Source organism: Saccharothrix sp. AJ9571 (genome assembly GCF_021725495.1).
Taxonomy (GTDB): Bacteria; Actinomycetota; Actinomycetes; order Mycobacteriales; family Pseudonocardiaceae; genus Amycolatopsis; species Amycolatopsis magusensis.
Genome location: NZ_CP091382.1, coordinates 9,519,784 through 9,539,672, shown reverse-complemented (window position 1 = coordinate 9,539,672; position 19,889 = coordinate 9,519,784). Strand labels below are relative to the sequence as shown.

The following is a 19,889-nucleotide window of genomic DNA, read 5'->3' as shown; positions in this document are numbered from 1 at the left end:
CGGCGACGGCGGTACCGTGAGAGACCGCGGTGCGACTCCTGCCTGCTGGCCGTGGGTGGTGGTCCTTCTCCGCCGGGGCGGCCCCTGTGCCAGCAGGAGCCGCCCCCTCTTCTCAGCTCATCCGTCTTCTCCCAGTCGTCCGAGCAGCTCGTCGAGGAACACCTGCGTGTCGTCCTCGGAGAGCGCCTTGTCACGTAGTTCGGTGAAGAACTTCGAGTACCGCGCGGTCTGCTCGTTCGGCTCGTCGACGAGCACGGCCCCGTCCGGCGTTTCCAGCATCATCGCGTAGTCGTCCTGCTCCTCGGACAGTTCGAGCACGATGAACGAGCCGACCATCGCGGAACTGGGCCCGGCGCTGAAGGGCATCACCTGGATGTGCATCTGCTTGTACGCCGACAGCTCCATCAGCTGCCGCACCTGGCCCACCATCACTTCGCTGTCGCCGACCTGCCGCAGCAGCGCCGACTCGTCGATGATGAAGGACAGTTCGGGGCCGCCGGAGCGGATCAGCTCCTCCCGGCGTCGCATCCGGACCTCGACGCCGCGTTCGACGTTCGCTTCCACGGTGCCGTAGGCCCGCATGATGGAGGCCGCGTACTCCGGCGTCTGCAGCGTGCCCGGCACGATCAGGCCCTGGAACTGCCTGATCCGGATGGCCGAGGACTCCAGGCCGATGAAGTTGATGAACTGCTGGGGGTAGACGTCGCGGTACTGGTGCCACCAAGCGGGCTTCTTACCCGCCTTCACCATGTCGACGAGCTGGTCCACCCGCTCGCGTTCGGTGATGTCGTAGTGCAGCAGCAGGGCCTTCAGGTCGGTCACCGAGATGCCGACCGTGCCCTTTTCGATCCGGATGAGCTTCGACGGGGACCAGTCGAGAGCTTCCGCGACGTCGCGCTGGGTGTACCCCTTGCTGTCGCGTTCCTGCCGCAGCACAGCTCGCAGCCTTCTGAGCTGGCCTACGGGGGAATCCGCCCTCGTCATCTATCCGTCCTCCTGGTGGTTGGTGGCCACCTGCTATATGGCAGATGGTATCAGCCACAATGCTTACCAGCGAAGCGCTCAGCGCAGAAAGTTGGGTGTCGCTTGGGCAAATTCCCGCTAGCCAGCTGGCATGGCTCTTGTGGCCTAGTCCACCTTAGGAGAGCGCGCGCGAGCGCGGGGCGACGCGATGGTCACCTCATTCGGTGACGTTGGGGAATTCAGGCGCCGGTGCGGACGGCGGCGAGGAAGGCGGCCCAGCCCGCCGCCGAGAAGCGGAGCCGGGAACCGTGGCGGTCCTTGGAGTCGCGGACCTGCACTTCATGGCCGTCGAAAGCGAGCTCCACGCAGTTGGGGTCATTTTCGTCGCTTCTGGAGCTCTTGATCCAGCGAAGGCCGGACGAATCGACTTCGACCACGCGTGGGTTGCCCACGTGTCCTCCCCTGGGGTTGCGCATGACGGGTCCCGGCCACATTTGAGCTTATGGGTGGTAACTGAGCGTTTACTACCGCCGACAGAGCTAGGTCCGGGCGAGCGAACGGGGGATTGCCGGTACGGATAGTTAGGCTCAGCAAGTGCCTGATTCCGTCCCCGCCCGGGTGTCCGCCAAACGGATGCTCGGATTGGCCCTCCCCGCACTCGGCGTGCTGGCCGCCGAACCGCTCTACGTCCTGGTCGACACCGCCGTCGTGGGCCACCTCGGCGCGCTGCCGCTGGCCGGGCTCGCGCTCGGTGGCGTGCTGCTGTCGCAGGTGTCCACCCAGCTGACCTTCCTGTCCTACGGGACCACCTCGCGCACCGCCCGGCTGCACGGCGCGGGCCGCCGCGAAGAGGCGGTGCGCGAGGGTGTGCAGGCCACCTGGGTGGCCATCGGGGTCGGGCTGCTGCTGGTGCTGGCCGGTCAACTGCTCGCCGCGCCGGTCGCGCGCGGGCTGGCCGGGGACGCCGAGATCGCCGGCGAGGCGGTGGCGTGGCTGCGGATCGCGTTGTTCGGGGCGCCGCTGATCCTGATCACGATGGCGGGCAACGGCTGGATGCGCGGCGTGCAGGAGGTCAAGCGACCCCTCTGGTACGTGCTCGGGGGCAACGGGATCTCCGCGGTGCTGTGCCCGGTGCTGGTCTACGGCGCGGGGTGGGGGCTCGAAGGCTCGGCCGTGGCGAACGTGGTGGCGCAGGTCATCTCGGCGGCGTTGTTCATCCGCGCGCTGATCAAGGAGCGCGTTCCGCTGAGGCCGGAGTTCGGCGTGATGCGGGCGCAACTCGTGCTGGGCCGGGACCTGGTGCTGCGCAGTTTCGCGTTCCAGGTGTGCTTCGTCTCCGCGGCCGCGGTCGCCGCGCGCACCTCGACCGAAGCGGTCGGCGCGCACCAGGTGGTCCTGCAACTGTGGACTTTCCTGGCGCTGGTACTGGATTCGGTGGCGATCGCGGCGCAGTCCCTGGTCGGCGCGGCGCTGGGTGCGGGACAACAGCGGCAGGCGCGGGGGATCGCCGCGCAGATCACCCGGTACGGCCTGGTCTTCGGGTGCGCGTTGTGCGTGGTGTTCGCCGCGGTGTCGCAGGTGCTGCCCAGGGTGTTCACTTCGGACGCCGGGGTGCTCGCGGAGATCCCGAACGCGTGGTGGTTCTTCGTGGCGCTGCAACCGATCGCGGGGGTGGTGTTCGCGCTCGACGGGGTGCTGCTCGGTGCCGGTGACGCCGCGTTCCTGCGCACGGCCACCCTGCTCAGCGCGGCGGCCGGGTTCCTGCCGCTGATCTGGCTGTCGCTGGCGTTCGGCTGGGGACTGGCCGGAATCTGGACCGGGCTCTCGTTGTTCATGGTGTTCCGGCTCGTCACCGTGCTGGTGCGCTGGCGATCGGGCAACTGGGCCGTGGTCGGGGCCGTGCGCGCGGGGTGAAAACCGCGTGTGGCGAAGGCCACCGCGGTAACGGGTATGTTTCGGCGTTGCTTAGGCGATACAACGAACGGGGCGGCAGCGGCGGCGTCCTCGTGCCCGTGTTCGCCCACCGCCTCAGGAGGACCCCTTGCCTGCCCCCACCACCGGACGTGCCACCCGCCGGTCGTGGTTCATCTGGCTGACCGCCGCCGCGGTCTACCTGCTCGCCGTGTTCCACCGCACCTCGTTCGGCGTCGCCGGGCTGGAGGCCGCCGAGCGCTTCGGCGTCGGCGCGGCCGCGCTCGGCACGTTCACCGTGCTCCAGGTCGGTGTCTACGCCGCCATGCAGATCCCCACCGGCGTGCTGGTCGACCGCTTCGGCCCGCGCAAGGTGCTGAGCTTCGCCCTGCTGTTCCTCGGCCTCGGCCAAGTCCTGCTCGCCGTGGCCACCTCCTACCCGCTGGGCCTGCTCGCCCGCGCCGTGCTCGGCTTCGGTGACGCGCTCACCTTCGTCAGCGTCCTCCGGCTGATCGCCGCGCACTTCCCCGGCAGGCAGTACTCCGTGGTCACCTCGTTCACCACGGCCATCGGCTACGTCGGCAACCTGGCGGCCACCGTGCCGCTGACCTTCCTGCTCGCCGGTCCCGGCTGGACGCCCACCTTCCTCGGCGCCGGGCTGGTCACCGTGGTGTACGCGGTCGTCGCCATCTGGCGGATCAAAGACAACCCAGTCAACCCGGACAACGCGGCGGGCACCCCGCCGGTCACCGTCGCGCCGCCCGGCCGCCGCGTGCTCGCCGGGCGCGTGCTCGAAGCCTGGCGCACCCCCGGCACCCGGCTCGGTTTCTGGGTGCACTTCGCCACCATGTTCGGCGCCAACGTGCTGTCGATGCTGTGGGGTGTGCCGTTCCTGGTCGACCAGGGCATGAGCCAGGCCGGCGCGAGCGCCATGCTGACGGTGTTCGTGTTCACCTCGATGATCGGCGGCCCGGTGGTGGGCAACCTGATCGGGCGGCGCCCGGCGGTCCGGATGCCGCTGGTGGTCGGCTTCCTCGCCGGGGCGGTGCTCATCTGGGCGGTGCTGCTGGCGTGGCCGGGCTCGATCCCGGCACCTGTGCTGGCGCCGGCGTTCGCCTTCTTCGCCCTCGGCGGGCCCGCCTCGATGATCGGGTTCGCGCTGGCCCGTGACTACAACCCGCTCAGCCGTGTCGGCACCGCGACCGGGGTGGTCAACGTCGGCGGGTTCGTCGCCACCACGATCGCCGCGCTCAGCGTCGGCGTGCTGCTCGAACTGACCGGCGGCAACTTCCGGATCGCGCTGCTGTCCATCGTGGCGGTGCTGCTGGTGGGCAGTTTCCGCACGCTGGTCTGGTGGCGGCGGGCGCGGGCGGAACTGTTCGCCGCGCAGGCCCGTGGTGAGCAGGTCCCGGTGCAGGTGCGGCGTCGCCGCTGGGACGCGCCGGAGAGGCAGCCCGCCGCAGCCGCCGCGTAGCGCCCAAATAGGGTTTCGCGCGTGTCTCGCCAGCAACAGCCGCGCCGCCCAGCCCCGCCCCCAGGTCTCCTGATCGTCGACAAGCCCGCGGGCATGACGTCGCACGACGTGGTCGCCCGTGCCCGCCGGATCATGGGCACCCGCAAGGTCGGCCACGCCGGCACCCTGGACCCGATGGCCACCGGGGTGCTGGTGCTCGGCATCGAACGCGCCACCAAACTGCTCGGGCACCTCGCGCTCGACCGCAAGACCTACCTGGCCACCATCGCGCTCGGCGCGTCGACGACCACCGACGACGCGGAGGGCGAGGAGCTCACCACCGCCGACCCCGCCGCCGTAGAGGCCGTTCCCGACGACGCCATCGCGGCCGGGATCGCCGTGCTCACCGGGGAAATCCAGCAGCGGCCCAGCGCGGTCAGCGCGGTCAAAGTGGACGGAAAGCGGGCCTACGCGCGGGTGCGCGCGGGGGAGGAGGTCGAACTGGCCGCCCGCCCGGTGACCGTCTACCGGTTCGACCTGCTGGCCACCCGGCGCTCACCGGGGCGCATCGAACTCGACGTGGTGGTCGAATGCTCCTCCGGCACCTACGTCCGCGCGCTGGCCAGGGACCTGGGCGCCGCGCTCGGCGTCGGCGGGCACCTCGCCGCGTTGCGCCGCACCACGGTCGGCCCGTTCACCCTCGCCGCCGCGCGCTCGCTCGAAGTGCTCGAGGACCGCCCGGAGCTGTCGTTCGACCTGGACAAGGCGGTCGCCACCGCGTTCCCGCGCCGCAACGTCGACGGCGCCACCGCGCGGGCGCTGCGGCACGGCCAGCGCATCCCGGCCGCGGGGCTCGGCGGCACCTACGGGGTGTTCGACCCGGACGGGCACGCGCTCGCACTCGCCGCGGACGAGGGATCCGTGGCCCGCGCGGTGGTTGTCCTGCTCCCCGCATAGGGTTGGGGCCGTGCAGCGTTGGCGTGGTTTGGCGGATCTTCCTGGCAGCTGGGGCCGGTGTGTCATCACCATCGGGGTGTTCGACGGAGTACACCGTGGACACCAGGCCCTGATCAGGAGAACGGTGGAGGCGGCGCGTTCGCGCGACCTCCCGAGTGTGGTGCTCACCTTCGACCCGCACCCGTCGGAGGTGATCCGGCCGGGCAGCCACCCCGCCCAGCTGACCACGCTGCGGCGCAAGGCTGAGCTGGTCGAGGAACTCGGCGTGGACGTGTTCTGCGTGCTGCCGTTCACCCCGGAGCTCTCGCGGCTGACCGCGCACGAGTTCGTGCACGAGGTGCTGGTCGACCAGTTGCACGTGGCCGCGGTGATCGTGGGCGAGAACTTCACCTTCGGCAACAAGGCCGCCGGTGACGTCGCGCTGCTGCGCACGCTCGGCCGCCGCTTCGGCTTCGCCGCCCAGGGCGCCGAGCTGCAGGGGCAGGCGCTCGGCCCGGTCGAGGACCCCGGGAGCACGCCGGAGAGCGAGATCACCTTCTCCTCCACCTACGTCCGCTCGTGCATCGACGCGGGTGACGTGCAGGCCGCAGCCGAGGCACTGGGCCGCCCGCACCGGGTCGAGGGCATCGTGGTCCGGGGCGCGGGCCGCGGCAAGGACCTCGGCTTCCCGACGGCCAACCTGTCCACCCCGCGCTTCGCGGCGATTCCGGCCGACGGCGTCTACAGCTGCTGGTTCACTCGCTCGACCGACCCGGGCAAGCGCCTGCGCGCCGCGGTCTCGGTGGGCACGAACCCGACGTTCTCCGGGCGCGAGCGCACGGTCGAGGCATACGTGCTCGACGTGGAGGAGGACTTCTACGGGCACGACGTGGCACTGGACTTCGTGGTCAAGCTCCGCGACCAGATCCGCTACGAATCGCTCGAGCCGCTCATCCGGCAGATGGAGGCGGACGTGGTCCGCACCAGAGAGGTCCTCGCCGGGTAATCTCGGCTTTTCCGGACCGTGGGGGCGTCCGGGCCTGCGATGATGTGCGCACCACCGGGTGAGGTTGGACAGGGGAGAAGGGCTGACGTGGAGGATCACAAGATCGTCCAGCGCAACATCGCGCTGCAGCGCGAGTGGTACGGGGAGCCGTTGGGCGATCGGGTCCGCAGGCTGGTGGTGGCCTTCGACATCTCGCAGGCGTTCCTCGCCGAGGTGCTCGGGATCAGCGCGCCGATGCTGAGCCAGGTGATGAGCGGGCGCCGGGCGAAGATCGGCAATCCGGTGGTGCTGGCCAGGATGATCATGCTGGAGCGCAAGGTCCTCAGCCCGGACGTGGCCGCGGGCAACCCGGCCGCGATGCGGGCCGCGCTGGAGGACGTACGCGACTCGCGCCCGACGGTCGGCCGCGACAGCTTCCCGGTCGGCGCGGTGCCCGAGGACAGTTCGGTGCTGCTCGCGCTGCGGGAGGTCGCCGAGGACGCCGAACTGGCCGAGGCCGCCGACCGGCTCGACGAGGACTTCCCGGCCATCGCGGACCTGCTGCGCAAGGCGTCGAAGGGCGCCTGACTTGCTGCTCTTCTCCGCGCTGGTGCCGCCGCCGGTGGTGCTCCGCTCGGCGGAGGTCGCGCTGCACGGCAGGCGGATCGACGGTTTCCGCTGGTCACCGGTGTCCAATTGGCACATCACGCTCGGCTTCTTCGGTGAGGACTCGATCAGCGAGCGCGTGGAATGGCTGCGCGACCGGCTCACCGGGCGGCCTCCGGTCCACCTGCGACTGTCCAGGGCGGACACCTTCCCGAAGGTGCTGTGGCTGGGCGTGGAAAGCGAGGACCTCGCCGGCCTGGCGAAGGCGGCGGGAGCCGAACTCGACGAGCGGCCGTACCGCCCGCACCTGACCCTCGCGCGGTTCCCCGCCGAGCGGTCCGCCGAAGCGCGGGCGCTCGTGGATCACCTGACCGGGTACACCAGTCCCGCGTGGACGGCGGCCGAGGTGGTGCTGATGAAGAGCACGGCCGGGGCGTATTCCCAGGTGGCGCGCTTCGCGCTGGACGGCGGTTCGGGCGGCTGACGGCCCGGCTGGTAGCCTTGACAGTTGGGTCCGGCTGCAGTCCGTGGCGGCCGAGACCGGCTCACCCGGCGTGATGGTTCGTCCGGGCCGCACGGCACTGATCCAAGGAGAACACAGCGTGGCGCTGTCCACCGAAGAAAAGAAGTCGATCCTTTCCGAGTACGGCGTGCACGACTCGGACACCGGATCCCCCGAGGCCCAGGTGGCCCTGCTGACCAAGCGGATCGTCGGCCTCACCGAACACCTGAAGCTGCACAAGCACGACCACCACTCCCGCCGCGGCCTGCTGCTGCTGGTCGGGCGCCGCCGCCGGTTGCTCAACTACGTGGCGAAGGTGGACATCGAGCGGTACCGGTCGCTGATCCAGCGACTCGGCCTCCGCCGATAGCGAGCTGACGAGGGGGAGTGACCGGCTCGGTCGCTCCCCCTCGCCACAACAGGAGGGACACGACTGGCCCGGACCGGACCGTATCCGGCCGGTGACGGCGTGTTTCTGATAGACAACACACAGGGCGCAAGCGACGCGCGCGAGGGCATGTCCGCCGGTCCTCGGTAGTGGTTCCCGGGCATCGATCCCGGGGACTTCGATCGAAGACCGGCCTCGTTCCTCGAGCGTCCCCCGGATGGGGTCCCAGGGTGGGAGATCGCCCAGCCCGAGACGAACGAGGAGAACAATTACATGACCGACGTGAGCGGCACCGCCGTGCACGAGACCGAAGCCGTGATCGACAACGGCCGCTTCGGCACCCGCACGGTCCGCTTCGAGACCGGCCGCCTGGCCCGCCAGGCCGCCGGTTCCGTCGTCGCGTACCTGGACGACGAAACCATGCTGCTGTCGGCGACCACGGCGTCGAAGCACCCGAAGGAGCACTTCGACTTCTTCCCGCTGACCGTGGACGTCGAGGAGCGGATGTACGCCGCGGGCCGCATCCCGGGCGCCTTCTTCCGCCGCGAGGGCCGTCCCTCCACCGACGCCATCCTGACCTGCCGCCTGATCGACCGGCCGCTGCGCCCGTCGTTCACCGACGGCCTGCGCAACGAGATCCAGATCGTCATCACCGTGCAGAGCCTCAACCCCGAGGACCCGTACGACGTGCTGGCGATCAACGCCGCTTCGGCGTCGACGCAGATCTCCGGCCTGCCGTTCTCGGGCCCGATCGGCGGCGTCCGCGTCGCGCTGGTCGAGGACCAGTGGGTCGCCTTCCCGACCTGGAAGCAGCTGGAGACGGCCACCTTCAACATGGTGGTCGCCGGGCGCATCGTTGGTGACGACGTGGCGATCATGATGGTCGAGGCCGAGGCCACCGAGAACACGCTCGAGCTGGTCGCCGCCGGTGCCAAGGCGCCGAACGAGCAGGTCGTGGCCGAGGGCCTGGAGGCCGCGAAGCCGTTCATCCGCGTGCTCTGCGAGGCCCAGCAGGAGCTGGCCAAGGTGGCCGCCAAGCCGATCGCCGACTTCCCGGTGTTCCTGGCCTACGAGACCGACGCCTACGAGGCGGTCGCCGCGGCGGCCACCGAGGACCTGACCAAGGCGCTGGCCATCGCCGGCAAGCAGGACCGCGACAACGCCACCGACGAGGTCAAGGCCGCCGTGCTGGCCAAGGTCGGCATCGGCGAGGGCGAGGCCTTCGAGGGCCGCGAGAAGGAGATCGGCGCCGCGTTCCGGTCGCTGACCAAGCAGCTGATCCGTCAGCGCATCCTGCGCGACAAGGTCCGCATCGACGGCCGCGGCCTGACCGACATCCGATCGCTGGGCGCCGAGGTCTCGGTGATCCCGCGGGCGCACGGCTCGGCGCTGTTCGAGCGCGGCGAGACCCAGATCCTGGGTGTCACCACGCTGAACATGCTCCGCATGGAGCAGCAGATCGACTCGCTGTCGCCGGAGACCCACAAGCGGTACCTGCACCACTACAACTTCCCGCCGTTCTCCACCGGCGAGACCGGCCGCGTCGGTTCGCCGAAGCGGCGCGAGATCGGCCACGGCGCGCTCGCCGAGCGCGCGCTGGTGCCGGTGCTGCCGAAGCGGGACGAGTTCCCCTACGCGATCCGCCAGGTCTCCGAGGCGCTGGGCTCCAACGGCTCCACCTCGATGGGCTCGGTCTGCGCCTCGACCATGGGCCTGCTCAACGCCGGTGTGCCGCTGAAGGCGCCGGTCGCGGGCATCGCCATGGGCCTGGTCTCCGACGAGGTCGACGGGGAGACCCGTTACGTCGCGTTGACCGACATCCTCGGTGCCGAGGACGCCTTCGGTGACATGGACTTCAAGGTGGCGGGCACCAAGGAGATCGTCACCGCGCTGCAGCTGGACACCAAGCTCGACGGCATCCCGTCCGAGGTGCTGGCCGGTGCGCTGAACCAGGCCAAGGACGCGCGGCTGACCATCCTCGAGGTGATCGCCGAGGCGATCGACGGCCCCGACGAGATGAGCCCGTACGCCCCGCGCGTGACCAGCGTGAAGATCCCGGTCGACAAGATCGGCGAGGTCATCGGGCCGAAGGGCAAGATGATCAACTCGATCACCGAGGAGACCGGCGCCGACATCTCCATCGAGGACGACGGCACGATCTACGTGGGCGCGGCCGACGGCCCGTCGGCGGAGGCGGCGATCGACAAGATCAACGCCATCGCCAACCCGCAGCTGCCCAAGGTCGGGGAGCGCTTCCTCGGCACCGTGGTGAAGACCGCCGCCTTCGGCGCCTTCGTCTCGCTGCTGCCGGGCAAGGACGGCCTGGTGCACATCTCCAAGCTGGGCAACGGCAAGCGCATCGCCAAGGTCGAGGACGTGGTCAACGTCGGCGACAAGCTGCGCGTGGAGATCGCGGACATCGACAACCGCGGCAAGATCAGCCTGGTGCTGGTGCAGGAAGAGGAGGCTGCCGCACCGGCCGCCACCGACGCCCCGGCCGAAAAGGCCGACGCCACCCAGTAGTAGGTAGTTCAAACGCTATGAGTGGGGCATTGCTTGCCCCTTTCGAGACCAGCGCGCAGCTCCGTTGAGGGTGGCGGTGGGCGACGGGAGGGCGCAAGTAGTGCCCCACTCATGGCATTCGGAGGAAGAAACTTTCGATGGCGTCCAAGACTCCGGGGTATGCCCAGGCGGCCGGGACGACCCGGCTGCTCGACTCCACACCCGACGGTGCGGTGGTCAAGCGCACGGTGCTGGCCGGCGGGCTCCGGGTGATCACCGAGCACGTGCCCGCCTCCCGCTCGGCCACGGTCGGGCTGTGGGTCGGCGTCGGCTCGCGGGACGAGCCGCTGCCGGTCGCCGGGGCCGCGCACTACCTGGAACACCTGCTGTTCAAGGGCACCGCGAACCGCGACGCCAAGCAGATCGCCGAGGAGATCGACGCGGTCGGCGGGGAGTTCAACGCGTTCACCGCCAAGGAGCACACCTGCTACTACGCGCAGGTGCTCGACGAGGACCTGCCGCTGGCCGTGGACCTGGTGACCGACGTGGTGTTCGAGGCGCTCTGCACGGATTCCGATGTGGACACCGAACGCAGCGTGGTGCTCGAAGAGATCGCCATGCGCGACGACGACGCCGAGGACCTGCTGCACGAGACCTTCGTCGGCGCGATCCTCGGTGACCACCCGCTCGGGCGGCCGGTGCTGGGCACCGAGGCATCGATCGCCGGTATGTCGCCCAGCGCGCTGCGCGGGTTCTACAAGCGCCGCTACACGCTCCCGCGGATGGTGCTGGCGGTGGCAGGCAACGTCGACCACACCCAGGTGCTCCGCCTGGTGCGCAAGGCTTTGCGCGACCGTCTGTCCGGTTCGGACACCCCGGTGCCGCCGCGCAGGGGGCGGGCGCGGCTGTCCGCGGCCCCGAAACTGGCGCTGCACACCGACGACACCGAGCAGGCCCACGTGATGCTCGGCCTGCGCGCGCTCACCCGGCACGACGAGCGCCGCTTCACCCTGTCCGTGCTCAACGCCGCGCTCGGCGGCGGCATGAGTTCACGGCTGTTCCAGGAGATCCGGGAACGCCGCGGGCTGGCGTACCAGGTGTACTCGTCGGTGGCGAGCTACGCCGATACCGGGCACCTGGCCGTCTACGCCGGGTGCCAGCCGGAGAAGCTGGGCGAGGTGGCCGGCGTGATCCGCGAGGTGCTCGCCGACGTCGCCCGCGACGGGCTCACCGAAGCCGAGGTGACCAGGGCCAAGGGTCAGCTGCGTGGCGCGATGGTGCTCGGCCTGGAGGACTCGGCCTCACGCATGTCACGCATCGGCAAGGGTGAGCTGAACTACAGCGAGTACCTCGGTGTGACCGAAACCATCGACCGGATCGACGCGGTCACCGCCGAAGACACCGCCGCGCTGGCGAAAGCCCTGCTCAGGGCGCCGGGCCGGGCGGTGGGGGTGTCCGCGGCCGCGGTGGTCGGGCCGTACGCTCACGCCGACGACCTTCCCGACGATCTGCACGAGGTGATCGCATCATGAGCATCCGGGTGGCGGTACTGGGCGCGCGCGGGCGCATGGGCGCGCAGGCGGTCGGCGCCGTCGAGGGCGCGGCCGACCTCGAGCTGGTCGCCGCGATCGACGCCGGTGACCGGCTGCTCGATGTGGTGGACAACGGCGCCGACGTGCTGATCGACTTCACCCACCCGGACTCGGTGATGGGCAACCTGGAGTTCGCCGTGGAGCACGGCGTGCACGCGATCGTCGGCACCACCGGGATGACCGAGGAGCGGCTGGCCACGCTGTCCGGCTGGCTGTCGACCAAGCCGGAACTGGGCGTGCTGATCGCGCCGAACTTCGCCCTCGGCGCGGTGCTGGCGATGCGGTTCGCCGAGCAGGCCGCGCGGTTCTACGCCTCGGCCGAGGTCATCGAGCTTCACCACAACCGCAAGGCCGACGCGCCCTCGGGCACCGCGGGGCACACCGCGCGCCTGATCGCGAAGGCCCGCGCGGACGCCGGTCTGGAGCCGGGCCCCGACGCCACCACCACCGAGCTGGACGGCGCGCGCGGCGCGCTGGTCGGCGACGTGCGCGTGCACTCGGTGCGCCTGCCCGGACTGGTCGCGCACGAGGAGATCATGTTCGGCGCCGAGGGGGAGACCCTCACCATCCGCCACGACTCGATGGACCGCTCCTCGTTCATGCCGGGCGTGCTGCTCGGTGTGCGGTCGATCACCAAACGGCCCGGGCTGACCGTCGGCCTGGAGAACGTGCTGGAGCTGTAGCCGGTGAAGGCCCGCAACTTCGCGCTGCTGCTGACCGCGGCGCTGGTGCTCTACGTGGTGCTGCTCGCCGGGCGCGCGATCGCGTTGTTCCGGACCGGCGAGACGGTGCCGGTGCTCTTCGGCATCGGGGTGCTCCTGCTGCCGGTGCTCGGCATTTGGATCGTGGTGACCACCTGGCGGTCCGGGGTGCGCGTCCAGCAGCTCGCGCGGCGGCTCGACCGCGAAGGCGGGCTGCCGGACGTCTCGGATCTGCCGCGCCGCCCGTCCGGCCGGGTGGACCGCGACGCCGCCGACGCGTGGTTCGACGAGCGGCGAGCCGAACTGGACGCCGATCCGGAGAACTGGCGGCACTGGTACCGGCTGGCGCACGCCTACGACATGGCCGGTGACCGGCGGCGGGCGCGCGAGACCATGCGCAAGGCGGTCGAACTGGAAGCCGCCGACAGCAAGGATTCAGAGGTGTAGCCAGCCCGCGAACATCGCGGGCGAGGCGGCCAGCAGGCTGAACCGGGCGAACCGGCCGGCCAGCCCGGCACCGAGGAACAACGACATCGGCATCCGCACCAGCCCGGCCAGCACGGTGGTGGCCATGAACGGCGGCAGGCCGACCACCGCGCTGACGCCGTAGGTGCCGGTCATCCACGCGGGGTGGCGGTGGCAGCGTTCGCGGAGGGCCTCCAGCCAGGCGCGCACGCGTTTGGTGCGCAGCTCCCAGCGGGCGCGGCGCGGGGTCATCGGGCGTTCGCGGTGCAGCCGGTCGTGCAGGAACTTCGGCAGCTTGATCGAGCCCTTGGCGGCCAGGTAGTAGAGCAGTTTGCCGGCGATCTGGCCGATCGCCACCGCCGCGCCGATGGCCAGCCAGTGCACGCCGGGTTCGCTGCTGGCCAGGCCGATGACGAAGACCTCGACGCTGATCAGCGGCACGATGGCCGAGCCGAACGCGACGCCGAGCGTCACGCAGAGCCAGCCGATCATCAAACCTCCAGTGGGATCCCCGATCCAACGTAGCAGTGCTCACCGTGGACGCACTGGGGCTGGCACCAGGGTCCACGTATCCCGAAGATCACCTGATCGTCGTATTCCGGACACCTGCCGCTGGCAGGGTGGCGTCGTGGCCGTCGCCGAGAAAACCGCCGCCGACCGGTTCAGCGACCTGTGCGCGGCGGTCACCGAACGCCTGCCCTTCGGCCTGTCGCGGCTCGTCCCGCCGACGTTCCTCGGCTTCTGCGTGATCAACGGCTTCACCTTCGGCGTGGACCTGCTCCTGCTCACCCTCTTGCACGGACAGCTGGGCCTTCCGGTTCCGGCGGCGATCACGCTGGCCTACGTGGTGGCGTTCGGGCTGAGCTTCGTGCTGAACCGGGCGTTCAACTTCCAGTCGCACGCGCCGGTGGGCAAGCAGGCGGTGCTGTACGCGGTCGCGGTGGCGATCAACTACGTCGCCTTCATCCTCGGCGTGGGCAGCGGGCTGGTGGAGCTGGGCGTGCAGTACCACCTGTCGCGGCTGATCGCGGGCGCCTGCGAGGGCGTGTTCATGTACAGCGTGATGCGCTGGGTGGTGTTCAGGAGGTCAGCTCGAGGTCCAGCGGACCGGTGAGGCGCAGCTCGCGGATGGTCTTCTCGCCGGTGTCCAGGGTGCGGACGGTGCCATCGGGGTGCCAGCCCAGTCGCTTGTAGAAGCCGAGCGAAGCGGCGTCGGACTGGGCGACCCAGGCGATCCCGCGTTCGGCACCGGCTTCGCGCAGGGCGCGGGCCGCGTAGCCGATCAGGCGGCCGCCGTGCCCGCGACGGCCCCAGCGCGGCTCGACCAGGAGCGTGGCGATCAGGCCGACGCTGTCGGCGTCCTCGGGCAGCTCACCGGCCGCGGACTCGACCTCGTCGTGCGGCGCCTGCCCGGCGACGCAGTAGCCGACGGTGAACCCGCCTTCGGTGGCGACGAGCACGGTGGTGCCGGGGTGCTCGACGGCCGCGGTCCAGTGCTGTTCGGTCTCCGGCGCGTCCAGCGCGGCCAGCGCCTGGTCACCGAGGAATTCCGCGTACGCGAGCCGCCAGGTCTCCCGCTGGATCCGGGTTATCTCGGCGACGTCGCTGACGGTGGCCGCGCGGACCTGGGCCTGGCTCATGGGGGCAACCTATCGGCCCGGCCGCGGCGGAATTGTCGGTGGGTCCTGGCACCATGGCGCCATCATGCAGACGGTGAGTGATTCGGTGGCCAGGCGCACGGCGCTGGCCGCACAGGGGTTCGCGGATCCGCGGCCGGGCGGGGAGCCCACGCGGCGGCATCTGCAGCGGGTGTTGTCGCGGGTGCAGCTGCTCCAGCTGGACTCGGTGAACGTGGCGGTCCGGGCGCACTACGCGCCGTTGTTCGCGCGGCTCGGCGGCTACGACCCTTCGCTGGTCGACGACGCAGCGTGGACGCACTCCACGCGGCGGCCGCGGTTGCTGGTGGAGAGCTGGGCGCACGAGGCGAGCCTGGTGCCGGTGGAGGACTGGCCCCTGCTGCGGTCCGGGGCGAAGCGGATGGGCTGGTGGCGGGGGTACGAGAAACTGCTCGAACGCTCGCCGACGCTGGCCGAGGACGTGCTGGCGGTGGTCAAGGAGCACGGCCCGATCGGTGCCGGGGCCATCGAACGCGAGCTGGCCGGGGGGCAGATCCGGCGGCAGGGCGCGTGGTGGGACCGGTCGGAGGTCAAGCAGATCTGCGAGTGGCTTTTCGGCATGGGGCAGCTGTCGACGGGCACGCGGCGCAGTTTCGAGCGGCTGTACGACCTGACCGAGCGGGTGATCCCGCCGGAGATCCTGGCCACCACGGTCGACAAGGAGGAGGCGGCGCGGCGGCTGATCGGGAAGTCGGCCACCGCGCTGGGCATCGCCACCGAGACAGACCTGCGTGACTACTACCGCCTGGGCCCGGACGTCACGCGGCAGGCGGTGGCCGAACTGGTGGAGGCGGGTGAACTGGAGCCGGTGCGGGTCCGGAGCTGGAAGGCCCAGGCGTACCGGCACGCCGGCACGCGCACCCCGAGGTCCATCACCGGGCGTGCGCTGCTGTGCCCCTTCGACCCGCTGATCTGGGAACGCGCCCGGACAGAGCGGATGTTCGGGTTCCGCTACCGCATCGAAATCTACGTCCCGGAGCCGAAGCGGGAGTACGGCTACTACGTCTTCCCGTTCCTGCTGGACGGCGAACTGGTGGCCCGGGTCGACCTGAAGGCCGACCGGGGGGCCGGGGTGCTGCGGGTGCAAAGCGCCTTCGCCGAGCCCGATGTGGACCACGCGCGGGTCCTGCCCGAATTGGCTGCCGAACTCCTGCAGATGGCCGAATGGCTAGGCCTGTCCGGCGCCACCGCCACCCCACGAGGCAACCTGGGCCCAGCCCTGACCACCCACCTCCCCTGACCCCGGCTTGCCTGAGTGTGGAATTCGAGTGCCGGAGCGCAGAACTCGCGTGCCTGAACGTGGAACTCGCCTGCCTGAACGTGGAACTCAGCTTCCTGAACGTGGAACTCGCATCCAGCCCCCTCCGGCCGAGTCCCACACTCCCGCAGCCGAGTCCCACGTTGGTGCAGCTGAACTTCACATTCGGGCGGGCGAGTTCCACATTGGTGCAGCCGAGTTCGACACTCGGGCAGGCGAGTCCCACGTTGGTGCGGCCGAGTTCCACGTTCGGGCGGGCGAGTTTTGCACTCCTGCGGGCGAGTTCCACGTTCGGGCGGCTGGGCGGGTGAGGTTCGCGGTCAGGTGGGTGGGCGGATGGGGAGGCTGCGTGGGAGTGGGTGAGGGGTTAGGCGTAGGCGCGTAGGCGGATTTGGTCTCGTAGGTTGTGTAGGTGGGCGCGCATGGTCCGCCGTAGGTCGTGGTCGAGCAGCCGGTCGTCTTCGTCGAGTTGTCGCGCCACCCGGGCGACCGGCAGCGTGCCGTCCAGCACCTCGGCCCCGGCGATCTTCAGCACCTTCCGCAGTTCCTCCTGCGCCCACGCCGCGCCGTGCACGCCGTTGCTCGCGCCCACCACCGCCACCGGCTTGCCGGTCAGCACGCCTTCGCCGTACGGCCGCGAAGCCCAGTCCAGCGCGTTCTTCAGCTGGCCGGGGATCGAGCCGTTGTACTCCGGCGTCGCGATGAGCAGCCCGGACGCTTCCGCGATGGCCCGCCGCAGTTCGGCGACCCCGCCCGGTTCCGGGCCGTCTTCGGCGTCCTCGTCGAACGGCGGCACCAGCCCCAGACCACCCCAGCGGCGCAGCTCCATCCCGCGCGGCAGCTCGTAGCTGGCGGCGGTGAGCAGCCTGCCGTTGAACGATCCTTCGCGCAGACTGCCCGCGATCCCCAAGATCCTGACGCCCATGGTGTCGTCCTCCCGATCCGGGCCGCTGTGCCGGCCCGCTGCGATCGAGACTCGCGGTAAGGCGGGGCGGCCCGCATGGGGCACGAGCCCTATTTCGCCGGCGAGCACCCAGGCCCGCCCTAAGTCAGTCGAACAGGCCGAGCTGGTTCGCCGTGGCCGCGGCCTCCACGCGGTTCGCGACGCCGAGCTTGCCGAGGATGTTCGACACGTGCACGCTCGCCGTCTTCGCCGAGATGAACAGCTCGTCGGCGATCTCCCGGTTCGCCTTGCCCGCGGTCACCAGGCGCAGGATCTCCAGTTCACGCGGGGTCAGCCCGAGCCGGGGGTGCCCGTTGCCCGCGGCCTCCGGCGCGCCGGGCACCAGCTGGATCCGGGCCCGCCGCGCCAGGTCGGTGACCCGGTCGCCCAACGGTTTCGCGCTCAACCGCTCCGCCAGCCCGTGGGCCTCGCGCAGCAGTTCCGTGGCGGCCTCACGGTCGCCGTCGGCGGTGATGGCGGACGCCGCCGCGCCGAGGCAGGCGTAGGCCAGCTGCAACGGCTGCCCGAGCTCACGCCAGGCGTCGGCCGCGGCTTCCCAGTCCTTGCGGTCACCGTCGGTGTAGGCGGTGAACAGCCGGGAGAACGCCAGCTGAACCGGCCCGGTGGCGGGTAGTTCCGCGGCGATCCGGCGCAGGCGCGTGAGCAGTTCGGTGCCGCGCCAGGACGGATCGTGGTCGGCGAGCCTGCTGCCGAGCACCAGCAACGGCCAGAGCAACCGGCCCGCCGACGTCAGGTTCGGGTGCCCCAGCGCGCGTTCGAGCACGGACCGCGCTTCGCCGTACCGGCCCTGCGAGACGCGCAGCTCGGTTTCCAGGCGTGCCACCAGGAACGGGTCCAGGGTGAAGCGGACGTCGTCGCCGAACTGCTCGTGCGCCCGGACGAGCAGCCGCTCCGGCAGGTCGAAGTCACCCCACTGCAACGCGAGATAACCCTTGAGGCACAGCAGGTGTTCGCGGAACGTGGGTGCCGGTCCGAGGTCGAGCGCCTGTTCCAGCGCGACCATCGCCTCGTCCCACCGGCCGTCGTCGATCAGCGCACCGGCCAGGTCGAGGCTGTGCAACGCGCCGAAAGCCCGCTGCAGCCCCGTTTTCCGCGCCACCTCCAGGCCGTCGCGGGCTTTCGCCTCGGCCGCGTCCAGCCTGCCGAAAGCCCGCAGCAGTGCGGATTCCTCGTGGATGGCACGCAGGTGCACCCGGTGCTCGCCCAGGGTTTGCGCGATCGCGCTGGCGCGCTGCAACCGCGGCAGCTGCTCGTCCAGGTCGCCGAGCCGCGCGTCGAGCAACGCGAGCGTGATCAGGGCGGAGGCCTCCGCGGACCGTTCTCCGTTGTGGCGCGCCGATTCCAGTGCCGCGTCCGCCGCGTCACGGGCTTCGTCGGCACGCGGGATCTCCATCAGGCGTGCGGCATAGGAGTTCAGCAGGTGGCCGCGGGCGGGGTGGTCGGCGGGCACCAAACGGATCGCCTCGCGGTGGTCTTCCAGCGCGCCGGGCTGACCCAGTTGCGCGCGAAGGCGTGCGCGTTGGTCGAGCAACGCCGCCGCCCGCACCCGTTGCGCGTCACGGTCGATCTCCGCCAGCGCCAAGGTGGCGAGGCGCTCGCCGCGGACGTTGTCCCCGGCCCGGCTCGCCGCCTCGACCGCCTGCTCCAGCACGGTGGCGTACTCGACCCCGCCCAGTTCCTGGCAGGCGTCGCCGACCAGCGGCCACAGTTCACGGACCCGGTCGAGCATCTGCAACTGCTCGGCGTAGGCGAGCAGCCGTTGCGCTTCACCCGCCGCCCGCCAGGCCGCGCAGAGGGCTCCCGGGAAATCACCGGCGCGGTAGAGGTGCTGAGCGAGTTCGGTGACCGAAGGCGCTCCGGCGGACAGCGTGGGATCGGCCGTCATCGCCGCGGCGTAGCGCTTGTGCAGGGCTTGGCGTTCGCCCGGCATCAGGTTCGACAGGGCCGCCGCGCCGATCAGCGCGTGCCGGAAGCGGTAGCCCTCGCCCTTGACCACCAGCACGTTGGCGTCGACCGCGGCCCGCACGGCGGCCGACAGCGCCCGCTCGTCCAGCTCGGCCACCGCGGAGAGCAGGGCGTGGCAGACGGTCACCTCGCTGAGCCCGATCAGCCCGACCACGTAGGCGGCGTCCGGTGGCAGCCGGTCGATCCGGGACAGCAGCAGGTCTTCCAGCGACGCCGGGATCCCGCCGCTGCCGTCGCAGTCGAGCAGCGCCTCGACGAACAGCGGGTTCCCTTCGCTGCGCTGGTAGACCGAGCGCACCAGTTCGGGATCCGGTTCGTGGCCGAGGATGTGGCGCACCAGGTTCACCACGTCGTGCTTGCCGAGCCTGCCGAGGTCCAGCCGTTCGGCCCACGGCACCCGCGCCAGCTCGGCCAGCAGCGGCCGCAGCGGGTGCGCCCGGTTCAGCTCCTCGGACCGGTGGGTCACCACGATCATCGAGCCGGGCACCGCGCTCTGGTTGCGCACCAGGAAGTCGAGCAGGTCGCGGCTGGACCGGTCGGCCCAGTGCGCGTCCTCGATCACCAGCACCACGGGCCGCTCGTCGGCGAGCCTGCCGAGCAGCGCGAGCACGCCTTCGAACAGCCGCGGGCGCGCGTCGTCGCCCAGCGGGGCGGGCCCGCGGACGCTGCCGGGCAGCAGTGGCGCGAGATCGGTCTTGTCCGGCAGCAGCCGGTCGAACCCGGCCGGATCGGCGGCGACCAGTCCGCGCAACGCGGCGACGAACGGCGCGAACGGCAGGCCTTCCGCGCCCAGTTCCACGCACCCGCCGGTGAGCACGGTCGCCTTCGCGCCCGCCCGCCCGGCGAACTCCGCCACCAGGCGGGACTTGCCGACCCCGGCCTCCCCGCCGACGAACAGGGTGGCCAGGCCCCCGCCGGCCACCCGGTCGAAGGCCTCGGCCACCCTGCTCGTTTCGCCGTCGCGCCCGACCAGCACCGGGCTCACTTGGAGGCTCATTTGCCCCGAGTTTATCGCCGGATCG

Annotated in this window: 19 protein-coding genes; 13 read left to right on the top strand and 6 right to left on the bottom strand. The window is 70.9% G+C overall.

Features of this window, described 5'->3' with window-relative positions; all coding sequences use genetic code 11:
- Nucleotides 1-117: 117 nt before the first annotated feature.
- Together L3Q67_RS43325 and L3Q67_RS43320 are read right to left on the bottom strand one after the other, a co-directional pair.
- On the bottom strand, nt 118-936 hold the full coding sequence (locus L3Q67_RS43325) for a helix-turn-helix domain-containing protein (RefSeq protein ID WP_282770056.1): 819 nt from the start codon (nt 934-936) through the stop codon (nt 118-120).
- A gap of 266 nt (nt 937-1,202) precedes the next feature.
- On the bottom strand, nt 1,203-1,415 hold the full coding sequence (locus L3Q67_RS43320; protein ID WP_499187188.1) for a DUF397 domain-containing protein: 213 nt from the start codon (nt 1,413-1,415) through the stop codon (nt 1,203-1,205).
- Between the two features lie 181 nt (nt 1,416-1,596).
- On the opposite strand from L3Q67_RS43320, the gene L3Q67_RS43315 reads away from it, so the two are divergent.
- The 11 genes from L3Q67_RS43315 (at nt 1,597) to L3Q67_RS43265 (ending at nt 12,986) form a co-directional block, all read left to right on the top strand.
- Nucleotides 1,597-2,877 carry an MATE family efflux transporter gene (locus L3Q67_RS43315; protein WP_499191788.1) on the top strand — a complete coding sequence of 427 codons (1,281 nt, stop codon included), beginning with the start codon at nt 1,597-1,599 and terminating at the stop codon, nt 2,875-2,877.
- Nucleotides 2,878-3,004: 127 nt separating this feature from the next.
- Entirely contained in the window at nt 3,005-4,348 is a 1,344-nt protein-coding gene (locus L3Q67_RS43310; protein WP_499187187.1) for an MFS transporter, read from the top strand.
- Between the two features lie 93 nt (nt 4,349-4,441).
- On the top strand, nt 4,442-5,284 hold the full coding sequence (gene truB, locus L3Q67_RS43305) for a tRNA pseudouridine synthase B (protein ID WP_499191787.1): 843 nt from the start codon (nt 4,442-4,444) through the stop codon (nt 5,282-5,284).
- Nucleotides 5,285-5,294: 10 nt separating this feature from the next.
- A complete protein-coding gene (locus L3Q67_RS43300) occupies nt 5,295-6,269 on the top strand; it encodes a bifunctional riboflavin kinase/FMN adenylyltransferase (RefSeq protein ID WP_499187186.1) in 975 nt (324 codons plus the stop codon).
- Between the two features lie 87 nt (nt 6,270-6,356).
- Entirely contained in the window at nt 6,357-6,836 is a 480-nt protein-coding gene (locus tag L3Q67_RS43295; protein ID WP_499187185.1) for a helix-turn-helix domain-containing protein, read from the top strand.
- Between the two features lies 1 nt (nt 6,837).
- A complete protein-coding gene (gene thpR, locus L3Q67_RS43290) occupies nt 6,838-7,338 on the top strand; it encodes a 2'-5' RNA ligase family protein (protein ID WP_499187184.1) in 501 nt (166 codons plus the stop codon).
- Between the two features lie 118 nt (nt 7,339-7,456).
- Nucleotides 7,457-7,726, top strand: a complete 270-nt coding sequence (gene rpsO / locus L3Q67_RS43285; RefSeq protein WP_499187183.1) for a 30S ribosomal protein S15 — start codon at nt 7,457-7,459, stop codon at nt 7,724-7,726.
- A 291-nt stretch (nt 7,727-8,017) separates the two neighbouring features.
- Entirely contained in the window at nt 8,018-10,267 is a 2,250-nt protein-coding gene (locus L3Q67_RS43280; protein ID WP_499187182.1) for a polyribonucleotide nucleotidyltransferase, read from the top strand.
- Between the two features lie 137 nt (nt 10,268-10,404).
- A complete protein-coding gene (locus L3Q67_RS43275; protein WP_499187181.1) occupies nt 10,405-11,778 on the top strand; it encodes a M16 family metallopeptidase in 1,374 nt (457 codons plus the stop codon).
- Entirely contained in the window at nt 11,775-12,521 is a 747-nt protein-coding gene (gene dapB / locus L3Q67_RS43270) for a 4-hydroxy-tetrahydrodipicolinate reductase (protein ID WP_499187180.1), read from the top strand. The genes L3Q67_RS43275 and dapB overlap by 4 nt, the downstream gene beginning before the upstream one ends.
- 3 nt (nt 12,522-12,524) lie before the next feature.
- On the top strand, nt 12,525-12,986 hold the full coding sequence (locus tag L3Q67_RS43265; protein WP_499187179.1) for a hypothetical protein: 462 nt from the start codon (nt 12,525-12,527) through the stop codon (nt 12,984-12,986).
- Here L3Q67_RS43265 and L3Q67_RS43260 read toward each other — a convergent pair.
- On the bottom strand, nt 12,975-13,496 hold the full coding sequence (locus L3Q67_RS43260; protein WP_499187178.1) for a YqaA family protein: 522 nt from the start codon (nt 13,494-13,496) through the stop codon (nt 12,975-12,977). The genes L3Q67_RS43265 and L3Q67_RS43260 overlap by 12 nt on opposite strands.
- A 136-nt stretch (nt 13,497-13,632) precedes the next feature.
- Between L3Q67_RS43260 and L3Q67_RS43255 the strand changes: the two genes are divergently transcribed.
- On the top strand, nt 13,633-14,118 hold the full coding sequence (locus tag L3Q67_RS43255) for a GtrA family protein (RefSeq protein ID WP_499187177.1): 486 nt from the start codon (nt 13,633-13,635) through the stop codon (nt 14,116-14,118).
- Here the strand turns inward: L3Q67_RS43255 and L3Q67_RS43250 are convergent.
- Entirely contained in the window at nt 14,084-14,644 is a 561-nt protein-coding gene (locus tag L3Q67_RS43250; RefSeq protein WP_499187176.1) for a GNAT family N-acetyltransferase, read from the bottom strand. The two genes, L3Q67_RS43255 and L3Q67_RS43250, sit on opposite strands and share 35 nt — an antisense overlap.
- Nucleotides 14,645-14,708: 64 nt before the next feature.
- Here L3Q67_RS43250 and L3Q67_RS43245 point away from each other — a divergent pair, with 64 nt between their 5' ends.
- A complete protein-coding gene (locus L3Q67_RS43245) occupies nt 14,709-15,920 on the top strand; it encodes a winged helix-turn-helix domain-containing protein (protein WP_499187175.1) in 1,212 nt (403 codons plus the stop codon).
- Between the two features lie 385 nt (nt 15,921-16,305).
- On the opposite strand, the gene L3Q67_RS43240 is transcribed toward L3Q67_RS43245, so the two are convergent.
- Nucleotides 16,306-16,863: an NADPH-dependent FMN reductase gene (locus L3Q67_RS43240; RefSeq protein ID WP_499187174.1), complete on the bottom strand. Its 558-nt coding sequence runs from the start codon at nt 16,861-16,863 to the stop codon at nt 16,306-16,308.
- A gap of 124 nt (nt 16,864-16,987) precedes the next feature.
- Nucleotides 16,988-19,864 (bottom strand): ATP-binding protein, encoded by a 2,877-nt coding sequence (locus L3Q67_RS43235; protein WP_499187173.1) that lies wholly within the window; start codon nt 19,862-19,864, stop codon nt 16,988-16,990.
- Between the last annotated feature and the right edge of the window lie 25 nt (nt 19,865-19,889).

Coding starts and splice junctions, on each gene's coding strand:
- dapB (WP_499187180.1), top strand. CDS start 11,775: ATGAGCATCCGGGTGGCGGTACTGGGCGCGCGCGGGCGCATGGGCGCG.
- L3Q67_RS43280 (WP_499187182.1), top strand. CDS start 8,018: ATGACCGACGTGAGCGGCACCGCCGTGCACGAGACCGAAGCCGTGATC.
- L3Q67_RS43235 (WP_499187173.1), bottom strand. CDS start 19,864: ATGAGCCTCCAAGTGAGCCCGGTGCTGGTCGGGCGCGACGGCGAAACG.
- L3Q67_RS43260 (WP_499187178.1), bottom strand. CDS start 13,496: ATGATCGGCTGGCTCTGCGTGACGCTCGGCGTCGCGTTCGGCTCGGCC.
- L3Q67_RS43315 (WP_499191788.1), top strand. CDS start 1,597: ATGCTCGGATTGGCCCTCCCCGCACTCGGCGTGCTGGCCGCCGAACCG.
- truB (WP_499191787.1), top strand. CDS start 4,442: ATGACGTCGCACGACGTGGTCGCCCGTGCCCGCCGGATCATGGGCACC.
- L3Q67_RS43250 (WP_499187176.1), bottom strand. CDS start 14,644: ATGAGCCAGGCCCAGGTCCGCGCGGCCACCGTCAGCGACGTCGCCGAG.
- L3Q67_RS43275 (WP_499187181.1), top strand. CDS start 10,405: ATGGCGTCCAAGACTCCGGGGTATGCCCAGGCGGCCGGGACGACCCGG.
- L3Q67_RS43240 (WP_499187174.1), bottom strand. CDS start 16,863: ATGGGCGTCAGGATCTTGGGGATCGCGGGCAGTCTGCGCGAAGGATCG.
- L3Q67_RS43245 (WP_499187175.1), top strand. CDS start 14,709: ATGCAGACGGTGAGTGATTCGGTGGCCAGGCGCACGGCGCTGGCCGCA.